The organism is Shewanella sp. UCD-KL21 (assembly GCF_001957135.1).
In the GTDB taxonomy this organism is placed as follows: Bacteria; Pseudomonadota; Gammaproteobacteria; order Enterobacterales; family Shewanellaceae; genus Shewanella.
The window spans coordinates 1-25,712 of the sequence record NZ_MPHK01000012.1 but is presented as its reverse complement, the minus strand read 5'-3'; the positions used below and the strand labels follow the sequence as shown (position 1 = coordinate 25,712).

The 25,712-nt window shown below is 40.3% G+C and carries 27 protein-coding genes, 1 tRNA gene and 1 pseudogene; 21 read left to right on the top strand and 8 right to left on the bottom strand.

Annotated features, from left to right (window positions below):
• Window positions 1–134: 134 nt before the first annotated feature.
• The 9 genes from BM739_RS11975 (at window position 135) to BM739_RS11935 (ending at window position 6,682) form a co-directional block, all read left to right on the top strand.
• On the top strand, window positions 135–1,124 hold the full coding sequence (locus BM739_RS11975; protein ID WP_076540913.1) for a hypothetical protein: 990 nt from the start codon (window positions 135–137) through the stop codon (window positions 1,122–1,124).
• Between the two features lie 262 nt (window positions 1,125–1,386).
• Window positions 1,387–1,719 (top strand): hypothetical protein, encoded by a 333-nt coding sequence (locus tag BM739_RS11970; protein ID WP_076540911.1) that lies wholly within the window; start codon window positions 1,387–1,389, stop codon window positions 1,717–1,719.
• On the top strand, window positions 1,719–2,456 hold the full coding sequence (locus tag BM739_RS11965) for a hypothetical protein (RefSeq protein ID WP_076540909.1): 738 nt from the start codon (window positions 1,719–1,721) through the stop codon (window positions 2,454–2,456). The genes BM739_RS11970 and BM739_RS11965 overlap by 1 nt, the downstream gene beginning before the upstream one ends.
• Window positions 2,457–2,545: 89 nt before the next feature.
• Entirely contained in the window at window positions 2,546–3,175 is a 630-nt protein-coding gene (locus BM739_RS11960; protein ID WP_076540907.1) for a hypothetical protein, read from the top strand.
• A gap of 130 nt (window positions 3,176–3,305) precedes the next feature.
• Window positions 3,306–3,479, top strand: a complete 174-nt coding sequence (locus BM739_RS20240) for a hypothetical protein (RefSeq protein WP_175609518.1) — start codon at window positions 3,306–3,308, stop codon at window positions 3,477–3,479.
• Complete coding sequence (locus tag BM739_RS11955) at window positions 3,479–3,871, top strand: hypothetical protein (RefSeq protein ID WP_076540905.1); 393 nt, start codon at window positions 3,479–3,481, stop codon at window positions 3,869–3,871. The genes BM739_RS20240 and BM739_RS11955 overlap by 1 nt, the downstream gene beginning before the upstream one ends.
• A gap of 50 nt (window positions 3,872–3,921) precedes the next feature.
• Window positions 3,922–5,022, top strand: coding sequence for a hypothetical protein (locus BM739_RS11950; RefSeq protein ID WP_076540903.1), 1,101 nt, complete (start codon window positions 3,922–3,924; stop codon window positions 5,020–5,022).
• A 345-nt stretch (window positions 5,023–5,367) separates the two neighbouring features.
• On the top strand, window positions 5,368–5,586 hold the full coding sequence (locus tag BM739_RS11940) for a hypothetical protein (protein ID WP_076540899.1): 219 nt from the start codon (window positions 5,368–5,370) through the stop codon (window positions 5,584–5,586).
• Between the two features lie 361 nt (window positions 5,587–5,947).
• Window positions 5,948–6,682, top strand: a complete 735-nt coding sequence (locus BM739_RS11935) for a hypothetical protein (RefSeq protein WP_076540898.1) — start codon at window positions 5,948–5,950, stop codon at window positions 6,680–6,682.
• A 183-nt stretch (window positions 6,683–6,865) separates the two neighbouring features.
• Here BM739_RS11935 and BM739_RS11930 read toward each other — a convergent pair.
• Window positions 6,866–6,942: transfer RNA gene (locus BM739_RS11930), tRNA-Val, on the bottom strand.
• A 203-nt stretch (window positions 6,943–7,145) separates the two neighbouring features.
• The gene (locus BM739_RS11925; RefSeq protein WP_076540896.1) at window positions 7,146–8,516 is read right to left on the bottom strand and encodes an MATE family efflux transporter; all 1,371 of its coding nucleotides are present in this window, start codon (window positions 8,514–8,516) and stop codon (window positions 7,146–7,148) included.
• 29 nt (window positions 8,517–8,545) lie between these two features.
• Here BM739_RS11925 and BM739_RS11920 point away from each other — a divergent pair, with 29 nt between their 5' ends.
• Complete coding sequence (locus BM739_RS11920; protein WP_076540895.1) at window positions 8,546–9,163, top strand: riboflavin synthase subunit alpha; 618 nt, start codon at window positions 8,546–8,548, stop codon at window positions 9,161–9,163.
• A 66-nt stretch (window positions 9,164–9,229) separates the two neighbouring features.
• Here the strand turns inward: BM739_RS11920 and BM739_RS11915 are convergent, their stop codons facing one another.
• Window positions 9,230–9,430, bottom strand: coding sequence for a CPXCG motif-containing cysteine-rich protein (locus tag BM739_RS11915; RefSeq protein WP_076540893.1), 201 nt, complete (start codon window positions 9,428–9,430; stop codon window positions 9,230–9,232).
• A 388-nt stretch (window positions 9,431–9,818) separates the two neighbouring features.
• Between BM739_RS11915 and thrS the strand changes: the two genes are divergently transcribed.
• From thrS to BM739_RS11890, 5 genes are all read left to right on the top strand, one after another.
• Window positions 9,819–11,747, top strand: coding sequence for a threonine--tRNA ligase (gene thrS, locus BM739_RS11910; RefSeq protein WP_076540892.1), 1,929 nt, complete (start codon window positions 9,819–9,821; stop codon window positions 11,745–11,747).
• Between the two features lie 3 nt (window positions 11,748–11,750).
• Window positions 11,751–12,293 (top strand): translation initiation factor IF-3, encoded by a 543-nt coding sequence (infC, locus tag BM739_RS11905; protein ID WP_076540890.1) that lies wholly within the window; start codon window positions 11,751–11,753, stop codon window positions 12,291–12,293.
• Window positions 12,294–12,382: 89 nt separating this feature from the next.
• The gene (gene rpmI, locus BM739_RS11900; RefSeq protein WP_055023949.1) at window positions 12,383–12,577 is read left to right on the top strand and encodes a 50S ribosomal protein L35; all 195 of its coding nucleotides are present in this window, start codon (window positions 12,383–12,385) and stop codon (window positions 12,575–12,577) included.
• A gap of 18 nt (window positions 12,578–12,595) precedes the next feature.
• Complete coding sequence (gene rplT / locus BM739_RS11895) at window positions 12,596–12,955, top strand: 50S ribosomal protein L20 (RefSeq protein WP_076540889.1); 360 nt, start codon at window positions 12,596–12,598, stop codon at window positions 12,953–12,955.
• Between the two features lie 98 nt (window positions 12,956–13,053).
• Window positions 13,054–13,626, top strand: coding sequence for a GNAT family N-acetyltransferase (locus BM739_RS11890; RefSeq protein ID WP_076540887.1), 573 nt, complete (start codon window positions 13,054–13,056; stop codon window positions 13,624–13,626).
• 23 nt (window positions 13,627–13,649) lie between these two features.
• On the opposite strand, the gene trxB is transcribed toward BM739_RS11890, so the two are convergent.
• On the bottom strand, window positions 13,650–14,603 hold the full coding sequence (trxB, locus tag BM739_RS11885) for a thioredoxin-disulfide reductase (RefSeq protein WP_076540886.1): 954 nt from the start codon (window positions 14,601–14,603) through the stop codon (window positions 13,650–13,652).
• 156 nt (window positions 14,604–14,759) lie between these two features.
• Complete coding sequence (gene msrA, locus BM739_RS11880) at window positions 14,760–15,239, bottom strand: peptide-methionine (S)-S-oxide reductase MsrA (RefSeq protein ID WP_076540884.1); 480 nt, start codon at window positions 15,237–15,239, stop codon at window positions 14,760–14,762.
• Window positions 15,240–15,413: 174 nt separating this feature from the next.
• Here msrA and astE point away from each other — a divergent pair, with 174 nt between their 5' ends.
• The 5 genes from astE (at window position 15,414) to nadA (ending at window position 21,543) form a co-directional block, all read left to right on the top strand.
• Window positions 15,414–16,445, top strand: coding sequence for a succinylglutamate desuccinylase (gene astE, locus BM739_RS11875; RefSeq protein ID WP_076540883.1), 1,032 nt, complete (start codon window positions 15,414–15,416; stop codon window positions 16,443–16,445).
• 149 nt (window positions 16,446–16,594) lie between these two features.
• Window positions 16,595–17,773 carry a thiamine pyrophosphate-dependent dehydrogenase E1 component subunit alpha gene (locus BM739_RS11870; protein WP_076540881.1) on the top strand — a complete coding sequence of 393 codons (1,179 nt, stop codon included), beginning with the start codon at window positions 16,595–16,597 and terminating at the stop codon, window positions 17,771–17,773.
• Between the two features lie 2 nt (window positions 17,774–17,775).
• Window positions 17,776–18,753 (top strand): alpha-ketoacid dehydrogenase subunit beta, encoded by a 978-nt coding sequence (locus BM739_RS11865; RefSeq protein WP_076540880.1) that lies wholly within the window; start codon window positions 17,776–17,778, stop codon window positions 18,751–18,753.
• Between the two features lie 9 nt (window positions 18,754–18,762).
• Complete coding sequence (locus BM739_RS11860; RefSeq protein WP_076540878.1) at window positions 18,763–20,361, top strand: dihydrolipoyllysine-residue acetyltransferase; 1,599 nt, start codon at window positions 18,763–18,765, stop codon at window positions 20,359–20,361.
• A gap of 114 nt (window positions 20,362–20,475) precedes the next feature.
• On the top strand, window positions 20,476–21,543 hold the full coding sequence (nadA, locus tag BM739_RS11855) for a quinolinate synthase NadA (protein ID WP_076540876.1): 1,068 nt from the start codon (window positions 20,476–20,478) through the stop codon (window positions 21,541–21,543).
• Window positions 21,544–21,647: 104 nt separating this feature from the next.
• Here nadA and gap read toward each other — a convergent pair whose 3' ends face one another.
• Window positions 21,648–22,658, bottom strand: a complete 1,011-nt coding sequence (gene gap, locus BM739_RS11850) for a type I glyceraldehyde-3-phosphate dehydrogenase (RefSeq protein WP_076540875.1) — start codon at window positions 22,656–22,658, stop codon at window positions 21,648–21,650.
• Window positions 22,659–22,893: 235 nt separating this feature from the next.
• Window positions 22,894–23,724 carry a DUF2989 domain-containing protein gene (locus tag BM739_RS11845; RefSeq protein WP_076540873.1) on the bottom strand — a complete coding sequence of 277 codons (831 nt, stop codon included), beginning with the start codon at window positions 23,722–23,724 and terminating at the stop codon, window positions 22,894–22,896.
• A 199-nt stretch (window positions 23,725–23,923) separates the two neighbouring features.
• On the opposite strand from BM739_RS11845, the gene BM739_RS11840 reads away from it, so the two are divergent.
• On the top strand, window positions 23,924–25,360 hold the full coding sequence (locus tag BM739_RS11840; protein ID WP_076540871.1) for a glyceraldehyde-3-phosphate dehydrogenase: 1,437 nt from the start codon (window positions 23,924–23,926) through the stop codon (window positions 25,358–25,360).
• 76 nt (window positions 25,361–25,436) lie between these two features.
• Here the strand turns inward: BM739_RS11840 and BM739_RS11835 are convergent.
• A pseudogene (locus tag BM739_RS11835) lies at window positions 25,437–25,712 on the bottom strand (IS4 family transposase); the annotation flags it as partial.

Below are 25,712 nucleotides of genomic sequence, written 5' to 3'. Positions count from 1 at the left end.
TGATCCACATACCTTTCATGGGTTGAGGTGGTCTCTGGTAGCTCCAGAGGCCTATACCTTCATTATCCATGACAACTGCAAGCCAGTATAAACAAACCCATGAAATGAGCGTTCTGCTCGAAGGAAACAACTTTATGTTACATACTCAAGACACAGATCTATCTATTGATCCGTCTACTAATCCGTCTACTAATCCGTCTATCGATTTAAACAACATCATTACCCGTACTGATATGCTTACTGAGGCTCAGGAATCAACCCCTAGAGGACGTAAGTATCGACCGACTACATCAACCCATCATCATGATATATGGACTACCAAGACCGCTGAGGCTATCTCTAAACTTGATGATAATGATGAACTATGTGCTAGACAAAACACATTACCATATCAGGACTTTACGTATGATCCTGCTCAACCAACTAATCGTAAATACAAACGTGGTGTAATGACTACTAAACGATTGGCTAGGGCACTAAAGAACTTCAACCATACTAAACAAAATGCTAACTCTAATGAACGTAACTTTGTTGATGAAGTATCTGCAATCGCTGCTTACTATCCTAATGACTCTGTTCTTGATTCACTTATTGAAGCTGAACAATCTGGTACTTCTGAGCTTATTGTCTCAATGATGCCTAAGTCTACAGTTACATCTCCAAGACCTCAAAGACGTGATGCTACTTCAATCATCAATCATAATCATGATGTGTTGAACCGTGCTATTCAAATGTCTAAATTATCTGAGGATACACTTGCTGAAACATTAGACTGTGTTGTCTATAGTTACTTGCGTTCGTTTGATCGTACTGAGGGCACACAACGTCTACCTTTCTCACCATCAACTATGAAGAACCTTGCTCAACAACCTGTGCTTAATACACGTACTGTTATGCAGGTTGGTGGTATTGGTGAACGTGCAGCTCGTAAGTATCTACAAATACTACCTGACTTCTTATCTCTACTTGAAACTCAGTTCTTACCTAAAGTACAACCACACCATATAGAGCTACATGATTGGTCTGATGAAGTATTCACTGGAACTACTCCAATCTTTATCTACCAAGACCTGAATAACATCTCTGGTTGTGTCATGTACAAACGTCTTATATACCCATATTAAAAATGGTGTTTATCGACTGTAATAAAAACCTCTCTTCTACCTATAGGTAGGGCCGGATAATTGTTACGGAATTTAACATCTTACATGCCTTAATCTAATCCAGACACTTCTGATTATGCCCTCATCGGTAGGTCTAGTCGTGTCTGTAATTAAACAATACTGGTGTACCTACTAATTCCCGAGGGATATAGCAGCAACACCAACAATTACCACCCAAACGCTTTATCTGAACAACGAAACATCCCACCAAAAGGAACTATCTATGAATATCTTAAAATACCTTAACCGTAAGCCCAACCCAACTTTAACCCTCGACAAACTGTTGAGTTCTAAAGCCATTCAACTTGACAGTTATCTTGATCGTGAGTTCGGAGACTCCCAAATAGGAACCCGTGTGATCTTCTGTGGGAAATGGGTATCACAAGCCCAACTAGCGAAAGCTTTAAGCACCGATAAACAGACCGTATATAAATCCATCAAGACCCTAGCGGATCAACATCTTGAATATCAAATGTACCCAAGCGCATGGGACAACTTCCGCAAGGCTGATTGCGATTTAACAAGTAAGTTTAAACGTATGATAGGAGGTCTTTAATGTCTAGACGAACCAAAGCACAAATAGCTGAGGATAATGCAGCCAAGGAAGCAGCAAAGGCCGAACGAGCCGCTAGGTTCCACAAGGAAAGTGAGGGCTACCGTACATTCATTAGTTCACCTATCGGTCGAAAGCTATTGGCTGATGGACTTACTCGTGCACAGCTTAATGGTAAGTATGCCCAATCAAAGCGTGTGTATGTTACAGGTGAGGCGCATCATCGTACTAAACACAGCGATGCGAAAGTTAGGTTAATACGTGCATACATCGTGGCATCTAAACATGCCCCGTCAGGTCATAAAGTGGACTGGAACTTTATTGCACAAAAACTCGACATTCCGATTAATGTGTTTAACAGCTATCGTAATCCATTAATCCGTAAAGCATGTATCCCGTCTGCTGCTCAAATTGCTCAGGCAAGCAAAGCCATAGCTGACTTTGATCACTACATTAAACAACGTACTGAACCTGCTGCTAAGGAGGCAAAGCGTGTGGCTTATGAGCAAAGGAAAACTCAAGCAATCAATGATCTGTATAACATCAATCCTACAGCTAACACGATTCACTACGAGCCGCCTACGCATGATGCACAACTATCTGAAACACTAAACCAAATCTTTGCTGACTTAGGCATTGAGGTTTACCGACTTGAGGACTTACGTGGCATAGCAGTCAAGCATCGTCAGTACGTCCCAGCATTCCAACGAGCTACTAAGTTCAGTTTGTTATCGCACTAATCTCTACAGCCCTCAGTACCACCTAATAGCAATACCTAATCGCAATACCCAATCGAAACATCAATCCGCAATACCCAAAGGACAATATTATGAACACAACTAACTCAAGAACTAAATCATTATTCATCGAATCAAACACAGCTAACTTAACTGCTGATCAATTACTTAACCAAGTACATGCATTCCCACGTAAGCAAGGCCGTAAGGTACTAGGAATCCAGCAATTCTTAGGTGATCCACTATTCAACTCAGCTAAGGAACACTGTGAGAAATTTGGTATTCATGGTTCCACTAAACAAAACATCAATACTATTACTGCTGGTGGTTCTATCGTATCGCTTACTCAAGTAGCACATGGTATCGCTGCAAAGACTATCGCATGTGATCAACCATCTGTATCACAAACACAAGCAATCGCTGCATACCTACGTGATGTAGCTGACAAGCTTGAATCTGCAATCCCTGATATTGAAGCCACTCTTAAACATAACAACATTGTTGAGGCTGATAATGCAGAACGTGAAGAACTGACTCGTCTGTACCAAGACCAAGCAGCACATGAAGCAACTCTGTCTACTGCTGACTATGTAGCTGCATCTGCTACTGCTTCAAAGCTAGAGTCTGATGCACGTATCGCTGAACTTGAGAAACAGAATGAATCATTAGCCAAGCAACAGAAAGGTTTAATGGCGAAACTTAATGCCTTTATCAAAGGCTAATCAAAAGGCTAAATCAAAGGGCTTAATCAAAGTCTAATAATGAGTACCTGTTATTTACGGGTACTTCTTCTAATCGAAACATCTAACGTAATACCCAATCGAAACATCCAATCCTAATAGGAACACAATCATGAAACCCAACTATCTTAAAATCGTTTTAACCATTACCCAAAAGCAATCTATCTTAGGCATCACTGATGCTGAAATTACTGCATACGCAAAGCTACATAGTATCAATACCAGCATAGCAATTCACCGCCTGTACGATACAGCCCAACTAGAAATCAACAAGGAAACAAAATAATGTCTAACTATTCAAACAAACTTAAAGAACTGATGGCTACAGGCCTAGATTACAACACAGCCTCAGCCCAAGCCCAGCAAGCTGTAGGCACACCACGCATGGTTAACAACCCAAAGGACGCCTATGGCCGTTCTCTGAATACTCGTGTCAGTCATGCACCTAATCAAGGCGCTCCTGTAATCGTAGACAAGTCGGGCACATCATCGAGTCAGCTTGGTAGTACCCCAACTTACTCAGGTGGCTTTCAGTCTAACAAAATCACAGCACATGAACGTAGCCAAGTTCAAGGTCATGCAACTATGGATCGTGCTAGTAAGAATCGCATCCAGCACAAAGCCAAAACACAGGCTGAGTTCCAACAGAACTTACCTAATGGTGTTCTAAAACTGTAACTAACTAGCGTCTATCTCGGTAGACGCATCATACCCAAAAGGAGCCACTTATGGACAACATTATTGAAGCTCGTGAATGGCTTTTAACTAACTCAGCAACAACAGTAACCGACCTTGAACCATTTGATGATGAAGCAATCATTGATATGGCTATCAAGTTTAAACGTCACACTAAATCATCTGCATCACGTAAGGCTATGATCACTGAAGAAACCAAAGAATCTGATGCACGTATCTTAGCTACCTTTCATGAAATGCTTAATGATGAAGTACCACTTAGTTGGCTACCTAATCGTGCTAACAACATACGCACTGCACCCGTCTTTATTGGTACTGCTAATGAGACCACTTCCTTTGCTACACGTAACCCAAAGGAATGGGCGCATTGTCTGAGCTTACTGGATGATCTACACAGTGATATAAAGCTTATGCTAACCATTGACCCTAATGTCTCTGGTACTGATCACATACACGTTCCTAGAGATCCCTACGTAGTCTCTGAATGGGTTAAACCCTCTAGGGAAACTAACCGATTCATTAATTCAATGACTCCTAAGTTATCTGATAAAGCGGCTGCTCGTATAGCTAATGATCGTGCTGCTGACTTACGTGAGGCAAGGGCAGCATACCAAGCAAGGCGTGAGGCTAACCGTATAGCCTATGAGGAACGTAAAGCTGCGGAGAAAGCCAAGGCTGAGGCTGATGCATTACAAGCCCGTGAGGATCGTCTGGTGGATCGTAAGGCTAAGGATAGAATCCTCTCCAAAGCAAAGTATGCCCGCAAGGTTGAACTGTCTATCGCTAATGGTAAGGCTATCGTTAAACGTGACCCATCTAAACCTAGTGCTACCCAGTTAAAACGTGAGGAAGCCCGACTAGCTAAGGAAGTAACGGTATGGAATCACAAGGACTTTGGTGATGTTATCGCATGGCCTGTAATGCCTTTCCGTACTAAGTACAACCTGTCTCAAGCAAACTTCTCACAGTTGAATACAGGTAAAGTAAAACAAACTAAAGGTTGGACTATCAAACTTAGAACAACCGTTGGTGAACTTGAATCTGGTAATCGCATTCCTAAAGGTCTTGGTGTTAAATCGAGCACGCTAGCCGAGGATGTAATCGAGAACAAGCTTGTACCAAAGGATGCCTAACATGGAATATCTACCTAGCAATAAACCAACTGTCCAACGAACTAACCCACACGATGCTCATAACGCTAACCTAATATCCGCTATGGAACGTATACACACGATACCTATGTGGATATGGAATAGTGAGAATATCATCTCATGTGATCGTATACCTGCCACGCACAGACCTTATGTTCGAAGTAAGGCTGAGGCAATACGTGAGCTTCAAGCACAGTTCAAATAGAATTTAGTCAAGCTACGACTTTGACTTAGCAACTAACCGCAACAACTAATCGAAACAACTAATCGAAACAACTAAACGGAGTCTAATGGCTCCCTGTGGTTAAACCACATCAAGGAAATAATATGACTGTTAACGTACAAGCAGGAACATCCCAAACATTCGATATCCCATGTACAGTATTAGTAGCTGAGAACTCTGCTGCAACTCTTAGTATTGATACAGGGGATTCTATCAAATGCCCAACTAATATCGCACTAGCAATCACTGAGGGCACTACGATTGTAGTATCTGCTGTTCGTGGACATGCTGGAGTGATAGGTACAGTACACGTACCAAGCTAGTTATCTAGGTTTATTATCAAAGCCATCTAACCAGTGGCTTTTATTAATGAACTTCTACAACCTCTAACACCCGATACACCCTTACCAACAATGGAGGTCACATGACTTTATACCAAATCCTATTAGCAATCCTGTTAGCCACATTCTGCTAATCTATCTATTTTCGTTTAACCAATAGCTACGCTGCATTACTTCTGTAGTCTGAAACACATAGCCCGCAGCTTTATAAGCGCAACCAGCATAAACATCATCATTTCACCCAGGTCAAGCAAGAGCACCTTGACTTGGCTTCATTCTGATTGCTTGGTCTTGCACTCCATAAAGCCGCCTCATAAACTTAATCAATATTTAGGAACAACCAATGAGTAAACTTAAACTACGAGGTGCCGCACGCTACCTCAATAACACTTACACCTCAACACACCACGGTGATGCTACTGTCACCAAATACGTTTCATCGGCTGAGGTACATATCACTTTCAAGAATACAGACGCTAACCACGTTGTACGAGCCAATGTGCTGGAACGGGGTTCATTCGGGGATCCTACTTTGCATTATATAAAGGAATTAAATGGTTCTACCCCAACTGTCTGCCAAGTAGGCGTACGGGATGATGGGCTGACTGATGTTGCAAACAGCCACTGGTATAAAACATGGAGTCGTATGTTAGGGCGAGGGCACGATCCCAAGGTTAAAGCCGCTAATCCAGAATATAAGGACGTTACAGTTCATCCTATTTGGTACAGTGCTAAAGCATTTAAAGCATGGTATGACGAACAGGAATTACTGCTAGGTGATCTGACAGGCCTACATTTGGATAAAGACGGGATTGTGCCGGACAACAAAACATATCATCCTGACTTGTGTAAATTCATATCACCACAAGCCAATAACGTGTATGCGAAAACCACTGGTACATTGACCACATTCAAGCATGAGCTTCATGGCACACGCACAGTTAGTAACTTTACTCTACTAGCTGATGAGTTTGGTATATCACGAAAGGGATTCTCTGGCGTAGCTCTAAGGACTCAAAAGTCATATCAAGGGTGGATACTTGTATCTAAGACCGATCAATATGGGAATGATGTTTAATGGAGGAATTTAAGAGACATTAATGAACTGTGTATGTACTGTGTATTTGATTGTGTATACACACAGGGTAAGGTATAATTAAGAACTTAATCAACGAGTTACGCAGTTGTTATGTATATGTCAAGGTAGTGCTCTAACCAACTGAGCTACGGTTGTATTGTGTTTAGCAATCTCAAAAAGAGATGGTACAACTGAGTGGATTCGAACCACCGACCCCCACCATGTCAAGGTGGTGCTCTAACCAGCTGAGCTACAGTTGTATCGTTCAACGTTGATAAAAGACTTCATCGTTGGGACGAGCGATATATTACGGGATACGCGTTTTGATGCAAGCAAAAAAATCAAAAATATGAACGAGTGGCGATTTGCTGTGCAAATTGAGTCATATAGCAGCGTAGACGTGCTTTTTTTAAACATTCTCAGCATGCTCATCTCGTTCAAATTTTATAACGACTAGTTAAAATTAACTTCTATCTTCCAATACGGCTTTGAAATTAGCATTCTTTTGAATATAAATGAGTCGTAATGCAAATAACACTGCAGCACTGGTTAAGCCCGCAATTAAGCCAACCCAAAAGCCATGTGCGCCCATAGCAGGTACAATGATATCGGTACGCGCAAGTATGTAGCCAAGTGTCATACCAATGGCCCAGTAAGACACTAAAGTAATATAAAAGGCACTTTTAGTATCTTTATAACCACGTAGAGCGCCAGCAGCCACAACTTGAATAGAGTCTGATAGCTGATATAAGGCAGCAAGGAACATTAAGCTTCCAGCCAATGCCACCACTTCAGGGTTATTGTTATAAAGTAATGCTATCTCAGTTTTAAATATCACAGTAAAAACCGCTGTAAACATGGCTAATGAGAAAGCAATGATTAGGCCGATTTTTGTCACCAGTTTTGATACTTCTAATTTATCTTGGCCTAGGTAATAACCCACTCTTATCGAAACGGCAATACCGATTGATAATGGCAACATAAAGACGATGGATGAGAAGTTGAGGGCAATTTGATGTCCAGCAACCACGTTCGCACCTAGAGGGGCGAGCAATAAAGCGATAACCGCAAATAGACTGACTTCAAAAAATAGTGCCATAGCAATAGGGGTGCCATGCTTCATCATTTCCCATATGGTTTTCCAATTGGGTTTATTTAATGTTGAAAATGGCGCTATCTCAGCAAACTTCTTGTGAACTTGCATGTATATCATCATGGCAATTAACATTGCCCAAAACACTAAGGCAGTTGCAATACCACAACCAGCGCCGCCCATGGGTGGCACGCCAAAATGGCCATAAATAAAGATGTAGTTAGCAGGGATATTAACTGCTAACCCCACAAAGCCGATTATCATTGTTGGTAATGTATAAGAGATACCTTCAGAGCAGCCTCGCAGTATTTGGTACAATATAAATGCAGGTACACCCCACATAAAACCATGTAAATAGCCTGCACTTAACTCGGCTAATTCAGGTTCTAAAGCCATCATGGTAAAAATAGTTTTAGCAAATGAGAGGAACAACAACACACCAACACTGCCAATTATGGCAATATAGAATGCTTGCGACATCAAGGGTTGGATTGCTTTTGGATTATTAGCGCCGTGATGATGGGCAAACACTGGGGTAAATGCCAACAGTAGCCCTTGCACAAACAATAAAGCAGGTAACCATAAGCTGGTACCAATCGCGACTGCAGCCATATCGACAGCGCTGACTCTACCGGCCATGACGGTATCGATAAATCCCATCATTGTTTGGGTAACTTGAGCAATTAATACTGGCATTGCCAGTTGGATTAATTTTTTGGCCTGAAAGCCTGTGTTATTCATTTAAAAACCTTCAACTAAAGAGCACAAATATGTTTACTGGTATCGTACAAGCGACGTGTGATGTTATTACAATTAAAGCACAGAGTGGTTTAAAAACATTTGAAGTTAATATTCCAGAAGAGCTGCAGCATGGTTTAGAAACTGGTGCGAGTGTGGCAAATAACGGTGTTTGTTTAACGGTCACAAAGCTGGTGAATAATAGAGTTTATTTTGATGTAATGGAAGAGACCTTGCAGCTAACAAACTTAAATTTTATTGAACCGGGTGACAAAGTTAATATAGAACGTTCTTTGACCTTCGAAAAAGAGATAGGTGGCCATATTTTGTCAGGTCATGTTCATACCATGGCAACAATTACCCACATAAGTCATACCGATGAGCATTACAATTTAACATTAACAGTACCGGCTAAATGGATGGATTATATCTTCTATAAAGGTTTTATAGGCGTAAATGGATGCAGTTTAACGGTAGGTGAGATTGACCAAGACCAGTTCAAGTTACATTTGATCCCAGAAACGCTCAAATTAACTAATTTGAGTGACTGTGAAGTGGGTGACAAAATCAATATCGAAATCGATAGTCAAACTCAAGTTATAGTCGATACAGTAGAAAGAATTTTAGCTAAAAAATCATTGCAAAAATAAACTACAAAGGCTTAGATTGATGACACATTCTAAGCCTATTAAAGCAGGTTTTTACATGTTTGACTGTTAATAGAATTGTTCATCATCAGAATCAATAAATAATTGAATGGTTCTATTTGAATCGTTTACGTGTAATCGCATATGGATTGGATTACAGCACACTCGACAATCATCATAATACTCTTGATCTCCACAACTAGTATCAATATGAACGTGTTGATTATGGCCGCAATGTGGACAACTTATTACTCGGCTGACTAAATTCATAACTTCCCCCAGTATTTAACATTAAAGCAATAGTAAAACTAAAAGAGGCTTTAACCGCTTAGCAGTAAGCCGGATTGAGCTTGGGTATAAGTATAGTAAACATTAGTAAAACTGGCGTAATGCCAAAGTTGTCAGTTGAGATAACACCTATCATTGACTATTAAAAGTTAATCGAGTCCGCCAAGAAGTGTAAAAAGCTGTTGTGATGGTGTTTTATTCAATTTTGCGACTGAGTTAGCTTGCTTGCAAAAGGCCTTTTCACATACAATGCGTATTCATGCCACTTATGACTCAGACTCCTGTAATGTCTGACGTTCGGTGGCATTTCTTTTATATATTAATTACCAAGTGGCCCTACGTGTGGGTCACCACTGGATAAGGAAATGAAATGCCTATTATTACTTTGCCTGATGGCAGCAAACGTGAGTTTGCCGATTCTGTTTCTACTTTAGATGTCGCTGCCGACATCGGTCCTGGTTTAGCTAAAGCGTGTATTGCTGGTCGTGTGAACGGTGAACTCGTTGATGCTTGTGATTTAATTACCACAGATTCAGAACTTTCAATCATTACGGCTAAAAATGAAGAGGGTGTTGAAATCCTTCGCCATTCTTGTGCGCATTTATTAGGTCATGCTATTAAGCAAATGTGGCCTGAAACTAAAATGGCAATCGGTCCAGTTATTGATAATGGCTTTTACTACGATATCGATTTAGATCACAAGCTTACTCAAGAAGATATCGATGCGTTAGAAAAACGCATGCAAGCATTAGCTAAAACAAATTATAGCGTTGTTAAGAAAGTAGTTTCTTGGCAAGAAGCCCGTGATACGTTCGAAGCACGTGGTGAAGAATACAAAATGGCAATCTTAGATGAGAATATCAGCAAAGATGCAACGCCAGCGCTTTACCATCACGAAGAATATATTGATATGTGTCGTGGACCTCATGTACCTAACATGAAGTTCTGTCAAAACTTTAAGTTAATGAGTGTCGCTGGTGCATATTGGCGCGGTAACTCAGACAATAAAATGCTTCAGCGTGTTTACGGTACTGCTTGGGCAGACAAAAAAGCACTTAAAGTACATTTAAACCGTCTTGAAGAAGCGGCAAAACGTGATCATCGTAAAATTGGTAAACAGTTAGACCTTTATCATATGCAAGAAGAAGCGCCAGGAATGGTGTTTTGGCACAATGATGGTTGGAGCTTATATTTAGAGCTTGAGAAGTTTATTCGTCAAAAACTAGGTCAATACACTTACCAAGAAGTTAAAGGTCCATTAATGATGGATCGTAACTTGTGGGAACGCTCTGGCCATTGGGACAAATACGCTGATGCGATGTTCACAACGAACAGTGAAAACCGTGAATATGCGATTAAGCCGATGAACTGTCCGGGTCACGTACAGATCTTTAACCAAGGGTTGAAGTCTTACCGTGATTTGCCATTAAAAATGGCTGAGTTTGGTTGTTGTCACCGTAACGAACCATCAGGTTCTTTACATGGCCTAATGCGCGTTCGTGGCTTTACTCAAGATGACGCACACGTATTCTGTACCGATGACCAAGTTCAAGAGCAAGTCAGTGAATGTATTCAAATGGTGTATGACACATACGGCACGTTTGGATTTGAAAATATCGTCGTTAAATTATCAACACGTCCTGAAAAACGTATTGGTGATGACGATATGTGGGATCGTGCTGAAGAAGCATTAAAGAAAGCACTTAAGGCAAATGATATCGAATTTGATATTTTACCTGGTGAAGGTGCGTTCTATGGCCCAAAAATCGAATTTACTTTGCATGATTGCTTAGATCGTGCGTGGCAATGTGGTACAGTGCAACTTGATTATGCGTTACCTTCTCGTTTAGGTGCTACCTATGTTGCTGAAGATAACACTCGTCAAACACCGGTTATGATTCACAGAGCTATTTTAGGCTCACTTGAGCGCTTCCTCGGTATTCTAATTGAAGAGTATGCAGGTAAATTCCCGACATGGCTTGCACCAGTGCAAGTAATTGTTATGAACATTACTGATAAACAGTCTGATTATGTAGATGAAATTGTTAAAACTTTCAAAGAAAGTGGCATTCGAGCATCTAAAGACTTGAGGAATGAGAAAATAGGCTTTAAAATACGTGAACATACGTTAAAGCGTGTACCTTATTTATTGGTCGTTGGTGATCAAGAGATAGAAAATAAGGAAGTTGCGGTACGAACACGTGACGGTATCGATTTAGGCAAGATTAAAATCAATGATTTTATTGCCAAGATACAAAAACAAATTTCGAGCCGTAGTCTAATTTTGTTGGAGGAATAGGTCATAAAGATCAAGAGAGCAGCAGGGCGACAGCCAGCCCCTAATCGTATTAACGAAGAAATCACTGGCGTACCAGAAGTTCGTCTATCGGATATCGAAGGCGAATCTGTTGGAATCGTAAGTATTTCACAGGCTCAAGAATTAGCTGATGAAGCAGGTGTAGACCTGGTTGAAATCAGTCCTAACGCTGAGCCACCGGTCTGTCGCATCATGGACTACGGTAAGTTCCTTTTTGATAAAGCGAAAGCTCAAAAAGAACAAAAGAAGAAGCAGAAACAGGTCCAGCTGAAGGAAATTAAATTCCGTCCTGGCACTGATGAAAACGACTATCAGGTAAAACTACGCAACCTGATTCGTTTTCTAGAAGATGGGGACAAAGCGAAAATTACGCTGCGTTTCCGTGGTCGCGAAATGGCACACCAAAGCTTAGGTATGGATCTTTTGAACCGTATCAAAGCAGATTTGGAAACATATGCTGTTGTTGAATCTTTCCCTAAAATGGAAGGTCGACAAGCAGTTATGGTCCTAGCACCTAAAAAGAAATAGTAGGGCAACCAATTAAAAAGTAGCAAAATCCTTTTTGAGGGTTATGCTCGCCTTACGTTTTATTAATGTCCCAATGCGGAGTTTTAGCAATGCCTAAAATGAAAACAGATAAGGGTGTCCAAAAACGCTTCAGAAAAACCGCTAATGGTTTCAAGCGCAAACAGGCACACTTACGTCATATTTTGACAAAGAAGAGCACTAAGCGTAAACGTCACTTACGTGCTAAATGTTTAGTAGCTAAGTCTGATGTGCCAGCAATTGCACGTCAACTACCATACGCTTAATTAAAGGAGATATGAACAATGCCTAGAGTTAAGCGTGGTGTAACCGCTCGTGCTCGTCACAAGAAAGTACTTAAATTAGCCAAAGGTTATTACGGAGCTCGCTCTCGTACTTTCCGTGTTGCTGTTCAAGCAGTAACTAAAGCTGGTCAATATGCTTACCGTGACCGTCGTCAAAAGAAACGTCAATTCCGTCAACTTTGGATTGCACGTATCAATGCGGCATCTCGTCAAAATGGTCTTTCTTATAGCCGTTTCATTAACGGTCTTAAAAAAGCTTCGATCGAAATCGATCGTAAGATTTTGGCTGACATCGCTGTATTCGACAAAGTTGTTTTCACAATTTTAGTTGAAAAAGCAAAAGAAGCTTTAGCTAAGTAATTAGTTATTATTCTTTAAAAAAGGAACCTTAGGGTTCCTTTTTTTATACCTGAAATTTACAATGCCCTGATTGAAAGCTTGATTTTAGGGATCGTGTTATGGATAACCACTTATCAACGCAGCGATTAACCATTGAGTTAATGACTTTAGATGATGCAGATTTACTTTTCGACTTAGATCAAGATCCTCAAGTAATGAAATACATCAACGGTGGCAAAACAACCTCAAAGGCAGACATTCAAGACATCTATATACCGCGACTTGCTCGCTATTTAACGCCAGCAAAAGGCTGGGGCTTATGGAAAGTATTTAACAAATGTGAGCCTTCAAATGGTAAGCAAGACTTTCTTGGTTGGATTTTAATACGACCAATGGGATTTTTTAGTGAAGCTCCCAACTATAACAACCTTGAGATTGGCTGGCGATTTAAAAAGTCTTCATGGGGTAAAGGAATTGCAACCGAAAGCGCTCAAGCTGTCATGCAACATCTACTGGCTACTGAACAAAACATAAAGCATTTTTCAGCAATAGCAGATGAACAAAACCTAGCATCAATTAATATAATGAAAAAGTTGGGTATGGACTATATTGAGAAACGCTTGCATCCAGATGTCGAAGGCGATGTAGAAGTGGTGTTGTATTCATTGAAAACAAAAAAGCCAACTAAATAGTTGGCTTTCATCAAAACTCAATATTACTTTTGTGCGTCTAAGTAACGCTCTGCATCTAATGCTGCCATACAACCAGAGCCTGCTGAAGTAATAGCTTGACGATAATGCTGATCCATTACGTCACCGCAAGCATAAATGCCTTCAACACTTGTTTGAGTGGCGTTACCTTGAAGACCACTGTTTACGGTAATGTACCCGTAGTTCATATCAAGTTGACCATCAAAAATATCGGTGTTTGGGCTATGACCAATCGCAATGAATACGCCAGCAACCTCTAAATCTGAAATTGATTCATCTTTAGTACTCTTCATTTTAAGACCGGTAACACCCATGTTGTCACCGACGACTTCATCAAGAGTTTGATCTAAGTGTAGGATGATATTGCCATTAGCAACTTTGTCCATTAGGCGGTTGATCAGGATTTTTTCTGAGCGGAAAGAATCACGACGGTGAATTAAATGCACCTCAGAAGCAATATTACTTAAATAAAGTGCTTCTTCAACAGCAGTGTTACCACCACCAACAACAGCCACTTTTTGATTACGATAAAAGAAACCATCACATGTGGCACAAGCTGAAACGCCACGGCCCATAAATGCTTCTTCAGATGGAAGGCCTAAATATTTGGCTGATGCACCAGTTGCAATGATTAATGCGTCACAAGTAAACTCACCATTGTCACCTTTTAATCGGTAAGGGCGCTGGCTAAAATCAACTTCATTAATATGATCAAAGATAATTTCAGTATCAAACTTTTCTGCATGTTCTTGCATTCTTGCCATTAATGCTGGACCGGTTAAGTCATTAGCATCGCCTGGCCAGTTTTCAACTTCAGTAGTCGTCGTTAATTGACCACCTTGTTGCATACCAGTGATCATGACAGGTTTTAAATTTGCACGAGCTGCATAAACCGCAGCGGTGTAACCAGCAGGGCCAGAACCTAAAATTAACAGGTTAATATGACGAGCTTGACTCATTTTTGTATTTCTCCGTTACATGCCTTAAGCAATTTGCATGGATTGTAGGGAATTTACAGGGTGGGGTAAAGTAGCGATTGCTCTAAGATATAGATTGAGGCAATCGATACTGTACTCAAAAGGCACCAAGGACTTATCGCATTAGCCTATTATAAACTAGTAACTAATATGGCAACTTGGTAAGTCATTCTTTTCTAGATAGTTTTGGTGATACTCTTCTGCCGGATGAAAGGTTTGAACCGGTACAATTTCAGTTACAATTTGTCGTAAGCCCCATTTGCCACTTTGAATAAGCGACAACTTAGATTGCTCGGCGAGTAATTTTTGTTCTTTGCTATGGAAAAAAATGGTACTTCGATATTGGCTACCGATATCACCACCTTGCATATTTAATGTGGTTGGATTGTGGTTTTGCCAAAAAACAGTTAGTAATTCTTCATAGCTAACGACATTGTCATCAAACTCTACTTTGACTACCTCTGCGTGGCCAGTTGTTCCTGCTTTAACTTGTTCGTAGGTTTGGAATTTATCATTTCCGCCCATATAACCGCATTGTGCTGCAACGACACCATTTATTTGCTTAAAAAAATATTCAACGCCCCAAAAACAGCCTGCACCAAAAGTTGCTATAGTCATACGATACCCGTAAAGAAGTCTAGATGGCTAAAAGTATATTTAATCTTATAGATAATGCAAGCAAAGATTTACACTCTGTTAAATGTTACTTAACGTTAGCTTCCCCTAGATGTGATAGAATCCGACTACCGTTTGAAACCATTCAATATTTAAAGCCGCATTCAAGGAGTCAGCGTGTTTCAACAATTAATGGATGACAAAGATTTTTTAGCATTTACGTTAACTAACATTAATAACAAGGTGCCAGCACAGCGCTTTGAATTGTCAAATAAAACAACAGTAACGATTTTAGATAACGGGATCATTTGTTTTGAGCCAGCTCAAGGCTCGACTAAAGACATTGTTTTATCTTGTGCCATACATGGTAACGAAACAGCACCTATTGAAATCTGTAACGAACTCATAAGTAATTTATTAAAAGAAAAAATCGTTACAAAACATAGAGTTTTGTTTATAGTTGGTAATCCAGATTCCATACTCACCCAAACACGCTTTGTAGAAGAAAATATGAATCGTTTGTTCAGTGGGGCACATTCTTCCGGTTTAGGTTTATCAAATAAAGAAAGAATAAGAGCAAAAAAACTAGAGGAATATGTAGCGGATTTCTATCGACAAAATAATAGCTCACAACGAATACATTACGATTTACATACCGCTATAAAACCGTCTAAACATGAAAAATTTGCGATTTATCCTTACAGGCCAGGGCGCAGTTTTAGTGCTGAGCAAATGATGTTTTTAGCCGCTTGCGATGTTGATACGATTTTATTCCATCACGAACCCACAACCACATTTAGCTATTATTCATCTGAGCAATTTAATGCCGATGCTTTTACTGTTGAATTGGGTAAAGTGATGCCATTTGGCGAAAATGATATGGTGAAATTTGCCAATACTAAGAATATGTTACGACTACTACTGACTGAGCAACAACTCAGTTTGCCAGCATTTGATAAAGACAAACTTAACTTATATAAAGTGTCCCGTTCGATCTATAAGCATGTCGATGATTTTAAATTTACCTTTGATAAATCTACAGTAAACTTTACAGGTTTTGAACAAAACCATGTATTAGCAACGGAAGCTGGCGCAGAAATCAAGGTTATACATCCTTATGAAGCTATCGTTTTTCCTAATGAAAATGTACCTGTGGGTCAACGTACAGTATTATGTCTAGTGCCAGCACCCAATGAAGATATTCAATAAGTTGTAAAGCTAGATATACATTTTATATGACATGATATTCACTAACAGGAATGAACAATAGTTGATAGTAAGTTTACGTTAACGTAATGTTCGTTCGCATATAATAATTAGGCTTTAAATTTTAAGGCTACAAATAACAAGAGCACAATATGAGCAACGCAACACTGAATAATGAAACAGTGCATCGTGTCAGCTTCTTAGACAAAGCTTCATTGCACATTCCGATTTTAAAAATTCTACAAGCAGACGGCACAACTTACGAAAACGCCGTTATGCCTGTTATCGATAAAGCCTTAGCTGAGCGGATCTATGATACTTGTGTATTTACCCGAGTATTAGATGAACGTATGTTAAGTGCCCAAAGACAAGGCCGAATCAGCTTTTATATGACCTGTACGGGTGAAGAAGCTTCTATCATCGGCAGTACCGCAGCCCTTGATGACGGTGATGTCATTTTAGCGCAATACCGTGAACATGCGTCTTTACGCTATCGTGGCTTTACCACTGAGCAATTTATGAACCAAATGTTCAGTAATGAAAAAGATTTGGGTAAAGGCAGACAAATGCCAATTCATTACGGTAGTAAAGAACTCAATTACCAAACTATTTCATCGCCTCTTGCAACCCAAATACCTCAAGCGACAGGTGTCGCCCACGCCTTTAAATTACAAGGCAAACGCAATGTTGCCATTTGCTATTTTGGTGAAGGTGCAGCATCTGAAGGGGATTTCCACGCCGGTCTAAATATGGCTGCGGTATTAAAATCGCCAACTATCTTTTTCTGTCGTAACAATGGTTACGCGATTTCAACGCCAACTGAAGAGCAATTTGCAGGTAATGGCATTGCCAGTCGTGGTGTTGGTTATGGTATGCATACAATACGTGTTGATGGTAATGACATGTTAGCGGTACTTGCTGCAACTCAGCAGGCGCGTGCTTATGCACTGGAGCATAATGCTCCAGTATTGATAGAAGCCATGACGTACCGTTTAGGGGCGCACTCGTCTTCAGATGATCCTTCAGGTTATCGCTCTAAAGAAGAAGAAGCGAAATGGGAGCAACACGATCCGGTTAAACGTTTCAAACTTTGGATGATTAACAAAGATTGGCTAAATGAAAAAGACGATATTGGTTTTTATGAGAAATATCGTGAAGAAGTGCTTAATGCGGTTAAAGTGGCTGAAAAAGTACCGTTGCCTCATATTGATCTGCTCATCACTGATGTATTAGACAAGCCGACACCAGTTTTAGAAAAGCAATTAGCTGAACTAAAGCAACACATCAAAAAATATCCTAAGTCGTATCCTAAAAGTGCAGGGAGAGTTTAATCGTGGCTGAAATGAACATGTTACACGCCATTAATGATGCGTTATCAATTGCGATGACCGCTGACGAAAGAATGGTTGTGTTTGGTGAAGATGTTGGCCACTTTGGTGGAGTTTTCCGTGCGACATCAGGATTACAGGAAAAGTTTGGCCGTGATCGTTGCTTTAATACACCATTAACCGAGCAAGGTATTGCAGGCTTTGCGAATGGTTTAGCCTCAAATGGCATGACTGCTGTGGCAGAGATCCAATTCGCTGATTATATCTTTCCAGCCTTTGACCAAATCGTTAATGAGTCAGCAAAATTCAGATACCGCAGTGGTAATCAGTTTGATGTTGGCGGACTGACTTTTAGAACCCCTTATGGTGGTGGTATTGCAGGTGGTCATTATCACTCGCAATCTCCAGAAGCGTACTTTACTCAAACGCCTGGTTTGAAAGTTGTTATTCCACGTAACCCAGAGCAAGCAAAAGGGCTGTTACTTGCCTCTATACGTGATCCTAATCCAATTATTTTCTTTGAGCCTAAACGTCTTTATCGTGCTTCAGTTGGCGAAGTGCCCGCTGGCGATTATGAGATCGAGCTAGGTAAAGCAGAAGTGGTTAAATCAGGTACTGATATCACTTTACTAGGTTGGGGCGCACAAATGGAAATCCTTGAAAAAGCAGCGCTGATGGCTGAAAAAGAAGGTATTTCATCTGAAATTATCGACTTGCGCACTTTGGCACCTTGGGATATTGACACCGTTGCCGCTTCAGTTAAGAAAACGGGACGGCTATTAATAAATCACGAAGCGCCATTAACAGGTGGATTTGCAGGTGAAATTGCCGCAACAATTCAGCAGGAATGTTTCTTAAGCCTTGAATCACCCATTAGTCGAGTATGTGGCTTAGATACACCATACCCGCTTATTCTTGAAAAAGAATACATGCCAGATGAGCTTAAAACATTTGAAGCCATTAAAGCATCAGTTAATTTCTAGGAGCAAGATATGATAAAAGATTTTATTTTGCCGGATATTGGTGAAGGTGTTGTTGAATGTGAGCTTGTCGATTGGATGGTTAAAGAAGGCGACTTAGTCGTTGAAGATCAACCCATCGCAGATGTCATGACCGATAAAGCTTTAGTGCAAATTCCTGCACCACATGGTGGCGTTATTACTAAGCTGTATTATGCCAAAGGCGATATTGCTAAAGTACATGCACCACTTTATGCGGTCGATATGGATGCAACTGCTGCCGAACCTTCTGTCAGTTCGACAGAGCCGGCAGCAAAAAATGACGTAAGCCATACACCGAGCAATGACTCGATTCAACATGCGCCGCAAGCCCCTGTAACGGGTAAAGCGATTGAAGAGTTTTTATTGCCAGATATTGGTGAAGGTATTGTAGAGTGTGAACTGGTTGAGTGGTTAGTCGAAGAAGGCGATAGCGTGGTTGAAGATCAACCGATTGCTGATGTGATGACAGACAAAGCTTTGGTTCAAATTCCAGCAATAAAAAATGGCACTATTGTTAAACTTCATTATCGAAAAGGCCAGCTTGCAAAAGTACATGAACCTTTATTTGCCATCGAAGTTGAATCTACCTCAGTAGCAAATACCGTTGTAACTGATGTACCAGCAACCCAAGCGGCTGTAAATGTTTCATCTGAGCCTGTTGTACAAGGCAAAGCATTAGCCAGTCCTGCAGTGCGACGTTTAGCCCGTAGCTTAGATATCAATATTGCCGATGTGAAAGGATCTGGTAAAAGTGGTCGTGTCTATAAAGAAGATATTGAAAGCCACTTAACTGCAGCGAAGCCAAAATCTACCACAGTTTCTACTGCTGTGGCCAATAACCAAGCCGCAGCAGTTATTACGTCAGCGACAATAGAATCCAGCGCAACTGATAAAGTCGAAGCTATCAAAGGTGTTAAAGCGGTTATGGCGAAAATGATGGTCGAGTCTGTTTCGACCATACCGCATTTTACCTATTGTGAAGAGTTTGACTTAACAGATTTAGTTGCCTTGCGCGCCGAAATGAAGCAACGCTACTCTACAGATGAAGTTAAGCTAACAATGATGCCATTTTTCATGAAAGCAATGTCGTTAGCCATTAACGAATTCCCTGTGCTGAATAGTCAGGTCAATTCTGAATGTACTGAGCTGACGTATAAAGCTTCCCATAACATTGGTATGGCCGTTGATTCAAAAGTCGGTTTGTTAGTACCTAATGTTAAAGACGTGCAAAACAAATCTATCCTAGAAGTTGCTGCTGAAATTACTCGTTTAACCACTGCTGCTCGCAGTGGCCGTGTTTCACCTGCAGATCTTAAAGGTGGCACGATTTCTATTTCTAATATTGGTGCACTCGGTGGCACAGTGGCAACGCCAATCATCAATAAACCTGAAGTAGCCATTGTCGCGTTGGGTAAACTACAAACCCTGCCGCGCTTTAATGAAAACGGTGAAGTTGAAGCACGTAAAATAATGCAAGTTAGCTGGTCTGGTGATCATCGCGTAATTGATGGTGGCACCATTGCCCGTTTTTGTAATTTATGGAAGCTATATCTGGAACAACCTCAAGAGATGTTATTAGCAATGCGCTGATTCCATCAGTTTCAAAATAGGTTAGCCAGATACACTAAAGGACGCGAAAGCGTCCTTTAATTTTATGGGCCGATTTTGTATAATACTCAAACGTTGTAACTTCTCGGACTCAAAATGATCACTTCGGCACCGAATATCGCTTCAATCGAATATCCTTTTCCCGCAAAACCCGCTGTATTAACTGAAGCCGAAAAGGCTGATTATAAACAAAAAATAAAACAGCTTTTAAAAGAACAAAATGCGGTTCTTGTTGCACATTATTATACTGATCCTGAAATTCAAGCCTTAGCAGAAGAGACAGGTGGATGCGTATCTGATTCTCTAGAAATGGCACGCTTTGGTCGTGATCATCCTGCTAAAACGTTAATTGTTGCTGGCGTTAAATTTATGGGCGAAACGGCTAAAATTCTTAGCCCTGAAAAAACCATTCTAATGCCCACTTTAGATGCTACCTGTTCACTTGATATTGGTTGTCCAATTGAGCAGTTTTCGGCATTTTGCGATGCTCATCCAGATCATACCGTTGTGGTCTACGCTAACACCTCTGCCGCTGTTAAAGCGCGTGCAGATTGGGTTGTTACATCAAGTATCGCCCTTGAAATTGTTGAACACTTAGATAGTGAAGGCAAGAAAATCATCTGGGGCCCAGACAGACATTTAGGCAGTTATATCGCTAAAGAAACGGGCGCCGATATGCTGATGTGGCAGGGTGATTGTATTGTTCATGACGAATTTAAAGCAAAAGCCTTACGTGAATTAAAAATACAATATCCAGATGCTGCCGTACTCGTCCATCCAGAATCACCAGCAAATGTAGTGGCACTAGCAGATGCAGTGGGTTCAACTAGTCAGTTAATTAAAGCTGCACAAATGATGGATAATCAGCAATTCATTGTAGCAACTGATCGTGGCATTTTTTATAAAATGCAACAAGCAGCGCCAGGTAAGACACTTATTGAAGCGCCAACAGGCGGTAATGGCGCCACTTGTAAAAGCTGTGCCCATTGTCCTTGGATGGCTATGAATGGTCTTCAAGCGATTGAAGCATCGCTAAGTAGTGTAGATAAAACAACCCATGAAGTGTTTGTTGATGACGCTTTACGTGATGATGCGTTAGTGCCACTTAATAGAATGCTAAATTTTGCTCAGACCCTTAATATGAAAGTAAAAGGCAACGCCTAATTTAGTATGTAAGATTTAGCTTAGTATTACTAAGCTAAATGACCGACAATAAAAAGCCCTGCAATTGCAGGGCTTTTTCATGTTAGTCAAATGACTGCTATGAATTACTTAGCATTCATAAGTGCAACGGTATTATCTAGCATGCGGTTACTGAAACCCCATTCGTTATCATACCAAGACATAACTTTTACCAAACGGCCATTAACGCGTGTTTGTGTCGCATCAAAGTTTGATGAAAACGCATTATGGTTAAAGTCGATTGATACTAATGGCTCTTCATTAACTGCCAGTACTTCACTCAATGGCGCAATTTGTGCTGCCTTAGTGATGATGGCATTAATTTCATCAACGCTAGTGTCGCGACCAGCAACAAAGGTTAAATCAACTAAAGATACGTTTACAGTCGGTACACGAACGGCTAAACCGTCAAACTTACCTTGAAGCTCAGGTACAACAAGTCCTACAGCTGCCGCAGCACCAGTTTGCGTAGGGATCATAGACATTGCAGCAGCACGAGCACGGCGTAAATCAGTATGGTATACATCTGATAAACGTTGATCGTTAGTGTAAGCATGAATAGTTGTCATTAAACCTGATTCAATACCAATCTCGTCATTTAACGGCTTAGCAAAAGGCGCTAAACAGTTAGTTGTACAAGAAGCATTTGAAATAACAGTCATGTCAGCAGTTAGTACGTCATTGTTTACGCCATAAACAACTGTCGCGTCGACATTTTTACCTGGTGCTGAAATAATAACTTTCTTCGCGCCCGCTGTTAAATGTGGCTGTACCGCTTCTTTAGAAGTGAAAATACCAGTACATTCATAAACAACATCAACATTCAATTCTGCCCAAGGCAATTTTGAAGGGTCACGTTCTTGGAAAGTAAGGATTTTATCGCCATTAACATAAATTGCTTCATCATCATGATCAACTTTAGCGTTAAAACGACCGTGAACTGAATCATACTTGGTAAGGTGAGCATTAATTGAAGCATCACCTAAATCGTTGAGTGCAACGATTTCAATTGGGTAATCCTTTTCGCTTTCATAAAGCGCACGTAAAACATTTCTACCGATACGGCCATAGCCGTTAATTGCTACACGGATAGTCATTGCATATCCCTCAAGTGATTATAAAATCTGTTTCGTAAATCATATGGTAGTAAAATTACCAAATTAACGATTTTCGTCAAGTAAAAAAGCCGAAAAATGGCAATTTAAGCGTCAAATGTCTGTATTTTATTTACAGAATTCAATATATCACACACTTTTTGTGTTTTTTTGTAAGTCATCAACAAAAATGTGAAAAATATAATGTGTTCATTGTAGTTAATAATGCGCTAGTTTTTTAATCAATTCGCGTTTTAAATTGGCTGATATCGAATTGTCCTAAGGAAAGTTGGTTAACTAACTTTTGCGCATCGAGGTCTAATTTGGCTGCCAAGGCTTTATTATTGCTAATTAAAGCTAACAGTCTCTGCTCAGAAGCCACATAATCACTCATCAACAAATTGGCTTTGGTAAACAAGTATTCATTTTGTGGATTTTGTTCACGTCGATAAATGCTAGCTAAACCTAAAAGCCAGTCTGAATCCAAAGTTTCTGCGTTTGAGTTAGCTAAAAGCGATAAATACAGTGCTTTTGATTGGCTAATATTTGTCTTTAGATAATAACTGGCAATGTGGGACAACATGAAAACTTCTGTAACCTGACCTGATTGCTCAGCCGCTATGACAGCATCTCGTGAATCACCATCATTAAAAGTGGTCCAGCGGTAGTAAGCCAAATAAAGGTCAGGGTTATCTTGAGTGGATTGTCTTAATTGGCCTAAGTTTTGGGTACTGATAGCATAAGCACGTTCTCGATCTTCTGTTCGGTGTGTATTAATAACATGTTTAACCCCGGCAGCAAGTTCGATGCATTTACTATAAGACTCAAGCTTAATGAGTTGCTCATAGAGTAACTTTCCTGAAGGCGTTTCTATCTGCTTTAATTGATAACGACTGCGAATTAAGTCGCCTTTTTCTACTAAACACCAACTATCTTGGTGTAAATCGGCACAAAGTTCAGGATTTTTTTTACAAATGGCGTCACTATTTCGACCAACATCACAACCGAAAAGGCCGAATAATGCAGCGAATAGAGAAAATGATGTAATTATTACTAAACTTTTGTTCAAAACTGGCTCCGGATGGTGATTTTTCTAATAAAATTACAGGTTTAGTAAAAATTTCTTACTGGTGAAATGCGCCAAATTTCATTACAATGACGGCGACTAATAAGGGATAACCATACAATAATCTGATTATTGGTCTTTTCTTTTTGTTACTCAATTCTTTCTGCAACAAAGCTGAAATATGAGATAAAGGATCTTTTTAATGAGCGCTGATAAACACCTACAAAGTTGGCAAGAACGTTTCGAAATGGCTGAGGCTATGCAGCCTTTACTTGGGAAATTATACCGTAATCAAGGCGTTGAAGTCTTAATTTTTGGTAAACCACTTTTAAACGCATCAACAATAGAAATTATTAAAGCGCATCGCTTAGTTCGTCGTCACATTGGCGATAAGTTACGCTTACGCGAAAGTTTCCCATTTGTAGAAGCGTTAAGTAAATTGTCAGTTAAGCATTGTAAAGTCGATATTGGCAAGCTTGCCATTAATTACTGGCGTGAACACTCTGATGCATCACAAATTCAATCTTATATGACTCACGCTTTAGAAGCGGGCATAAATTTTGGTGATGATGTTGCCGCTAAAGATGTTGTGCTATACGGTTTTGGTCGAATAGGACGGTTATTAGCACGGCTGATGATTGAAAAAACCGGCCAAAGCAACAAATTATGTCTTCGTGCTATCGTACTTCGTGGTGGCAAGAAAGGCGATTTAGAAAAACGTGCTAGCTTATTACGTCGTGATTCAGTGCATGGTTCTTTCAATGGCTCTGTTGAAGTTGATGAAGAGAACAACGCATTAATCGCCAATGGTACTTACATTCAAATAATCTATGCTAATTCACCTGATGAAGTTGATTATACCCAGTACGGTATTAATGATGCACTGGTTGTTGATAATACCGGTATTTGGAAAGATGAAGCAGGCCTTGGTTTGCACCTTAAGAGTAAAGGTGCCAGTAAGGTTCTGTTAACGGCTCCAGCTAAAGGCGCTATTAAAAATGTTGTTTATGGTGTCAATGAAAATGACATTTTACCAGAAGACATCATTGTTTCTGCTGCTAGTTGTACGACTAATGCTATTACACCGGTTCTAAAAGCAGTTAATGATAAGTACGGTATTGAAAATGGCCATGTAGAAACCATTCACTCTTATACGAACGATCAAAACTTGATTGATAACTATCACAGTGCTGATCGCCGTGGCCGCAGCGCGCCATTAAACATGGTTATTACTGAAACAGGTGCTGCTAAAGCTGTCTCTAAAGCATTACCAGTGCTTGAAGGTAAGCTAACAGGTAATGCGATACGTGTTCCGACACCTAATGTGTCAATGGCTATCATTAGTGTTAATTTAAACGGTGAAACAAACCGTGACGAATTAAATGAATATCTTAAAGATGTGGCATTAACTTCAGAGCTGCGTAATCAAATCGATTTTACTGAATCTACTGAGATTGTTTCTAGTGACCTAGTGGGCTCGCGTTATGCTGGCGTTGTTGACTCTCAAGCAACAATTGCAGAAGGTAAACGTGCAATTTTGTATGTTTGGTATGACAATGAATTTGGTTATAGCTGTCAGGTAGTGGGCGTGATGCAAAAAATGCTGGGAATTACGACTTTGTCTTTACCGAGCGCATAAACAGAACCCTATTAATGCCTAAGCGCAATTAATTTATTAAAAGCACTTCTTTGAAGTAATGCCGTTCGGATAAGCATTACTGTTTAAACCTAAGTGGATAGCGGCTAGGTATATAAAGCACTGAACGTGGATACGTTCGGTGCTTTCTTTTATCAGGCAAGATAAAGTGTTTTATATCGGCACGCATTTGCTTCAATTTAGCGGGCAACTTTCCATCAGGTGATAGAGCCTGCCACCTCAATTGGGTATCTATCAGACTTATTGCTGCCGTAAAACTAATTCGAGTGGGTGCAACCTCTGCCTCTTTTGCTATCGCCACCATCTCTAAACGGACGAGATTATAAGCGGTAAG

Excerpts from the sequence above, each read along its gene's own strand:
- BM739_RS11975 (WP_076540913.1), top strand. The coding sequence starts at position 135 with ATGTTACATACTCAAGACACAGATCTATCTATTGATCCGTCTACTAAT.
- BM739_RS11970 (WP_076540911.1), top strand. The coding sequence starts at position 1,387 with ATGAATATCTTAAAATACCTTAACCGTAAGCCCAACCCAACTTTAACC.
- BM739_RS11965 (WP_076540909.1), top strand. The coding sequence starts at position 1,719 with ATGTCTAGACGAACCAAAGCACAAATAGCTGAGGATAATGCAGCCAAG.
- BM739_RS11960 (WP_076540907.1), top strand. The coding sequence starts at position 2,546 with ATGAACACAACTAACTCAAGAACTAAATCATTATTCATCGAATCAAAC.
- BM739_RS20240 (WP_175609518.1), top strand. The coding sequence starts at position 3,306 with ATGAAACCCAACTATCTTAAAATCGTTTTAACCATTACCCAAAAGCAA.
- BM739_RS11955 (WP_076540905.1), top strand. The coding sequence starts at position 3,479 with ATGTCTAACTATTCAAACAAACTTAAAGAACTGATGGCTACAGGCCTA.
- BM739_RS11950 (WP_076540903.1), top strand. The coding sequence starts at position 3,922 with ATGGACAACATTATTGAAGCTCGTGAATGGCTTTTAACTAACTCAGCA.
- BM739_RS11940 (WP_076540899.1), top strand. The coding sequence starts at position 5,368 with ATGACTGTTAACGTACAAGCAGGAACATCCCAAACATTCGATATCCCA.
- BM739_RS11935 (WP_076540898.1), top strand. The coding sequence starts at position 5,948 with ATGAGTAAACTTAAACTACGAGGTGCCGCACGCTACCTCAATAACACT.
- BM739_RS11925 (WP_076540896.1), bottom strand. The coding sequence starts at position 8,516 with ATGAATAACACAGGCTTTCAGGCCAAAAAATTAATCCAACTGGCAATG.
- BM739_RS11920 (WP_076540895.1), top strand. The coding sequence starts at position 8,546 with ATGTTTACTGGTATCGTACAAGCGACGTGTGATGTTATTACAATTAAA.
- BM739_RS11915 (WP_076540893.1), bottom strand. The coding sequence starts at position 9,430 with ATGAATTTAGTCAGCCGAGTAATAAGTTGTCCACATTGCGGCCATAAT.
- thrS (WP_076540892.1), top strand. The coding sequence starts at position 9,819 with ATGCCTATTATTACTTTGCCTGATGGCAGCAAACGTGAGTTTGCCGAT.
- rpmI (WP_055023949.1), top strand. The coding sequence starts at position 12,383 with ATGCCTAAAATGAAAACAGATAAGGGTGTCCAAAAACGCTTCAGAAAA.
- rplT (WP_076540889.1), top strand. The coding sequence starts at position 12,596 with ATGCCTAGAGTTAAGCGTGGTGTAACCGCTCGTGCTCGTCACAAGAAA.
- BM739_RS11890 (WP_076540887.1), top strand. The coding sequence starts at position 13,054 with ATGGATAACCACTTATCAACGCAGCGATTAACCATTGAGTTAATGACT.
- trxB (WP_076540886.1), bottom strand. The coding sequence starts at position 14,603 with ATGAGTCAAGCTCGTCATATTAACCTGTTAATTTTAGGTTCTGGCCCT.
- msrA (WP_076540884.1), bottom strand. The coding sequence starts at position 15,239 with ATGACTATAGCAACTTTTGGTGCAGGCTGTTTTTGGGGCGTTGAATAT.
- BM739_RS11870 (WP_076540881.1), top strand. The coding sequence starts at position 16,595 with ATGAGCAACGCAACACTGAATAATGAAACAGTGCATCGTGTCAGCTTC.
- BM739_RS11860 (WP_076540878.1), top strand. The coding sequence starts at position 18,763 with ATGATAAAAGATTTTATTTTGCCGGATATTGGTGAAGGTGTTGTTGAA.
- nadA (WP_076540876.1), top strand. The coding sequence starts at position 20,476 with ATGATCACTTCGGCACCGAATATCGCTTCAATCGAATATCCTTTTCCC.
- gap (WP_076540875.1), bottom strand. The coding sequence starts at position 22,658 with ATGACTATCCGTGTAGCAATTAACGGCTATGGCCGTATCGGTAGAAAT.
- BM739_RS11840 (WP_076540871.1), top strand. The coding sequence starts at position 23,924 with ATGAGCGCTGATAAACACCTACAAAGTTGGCAAGAACGTTTCGAAATG.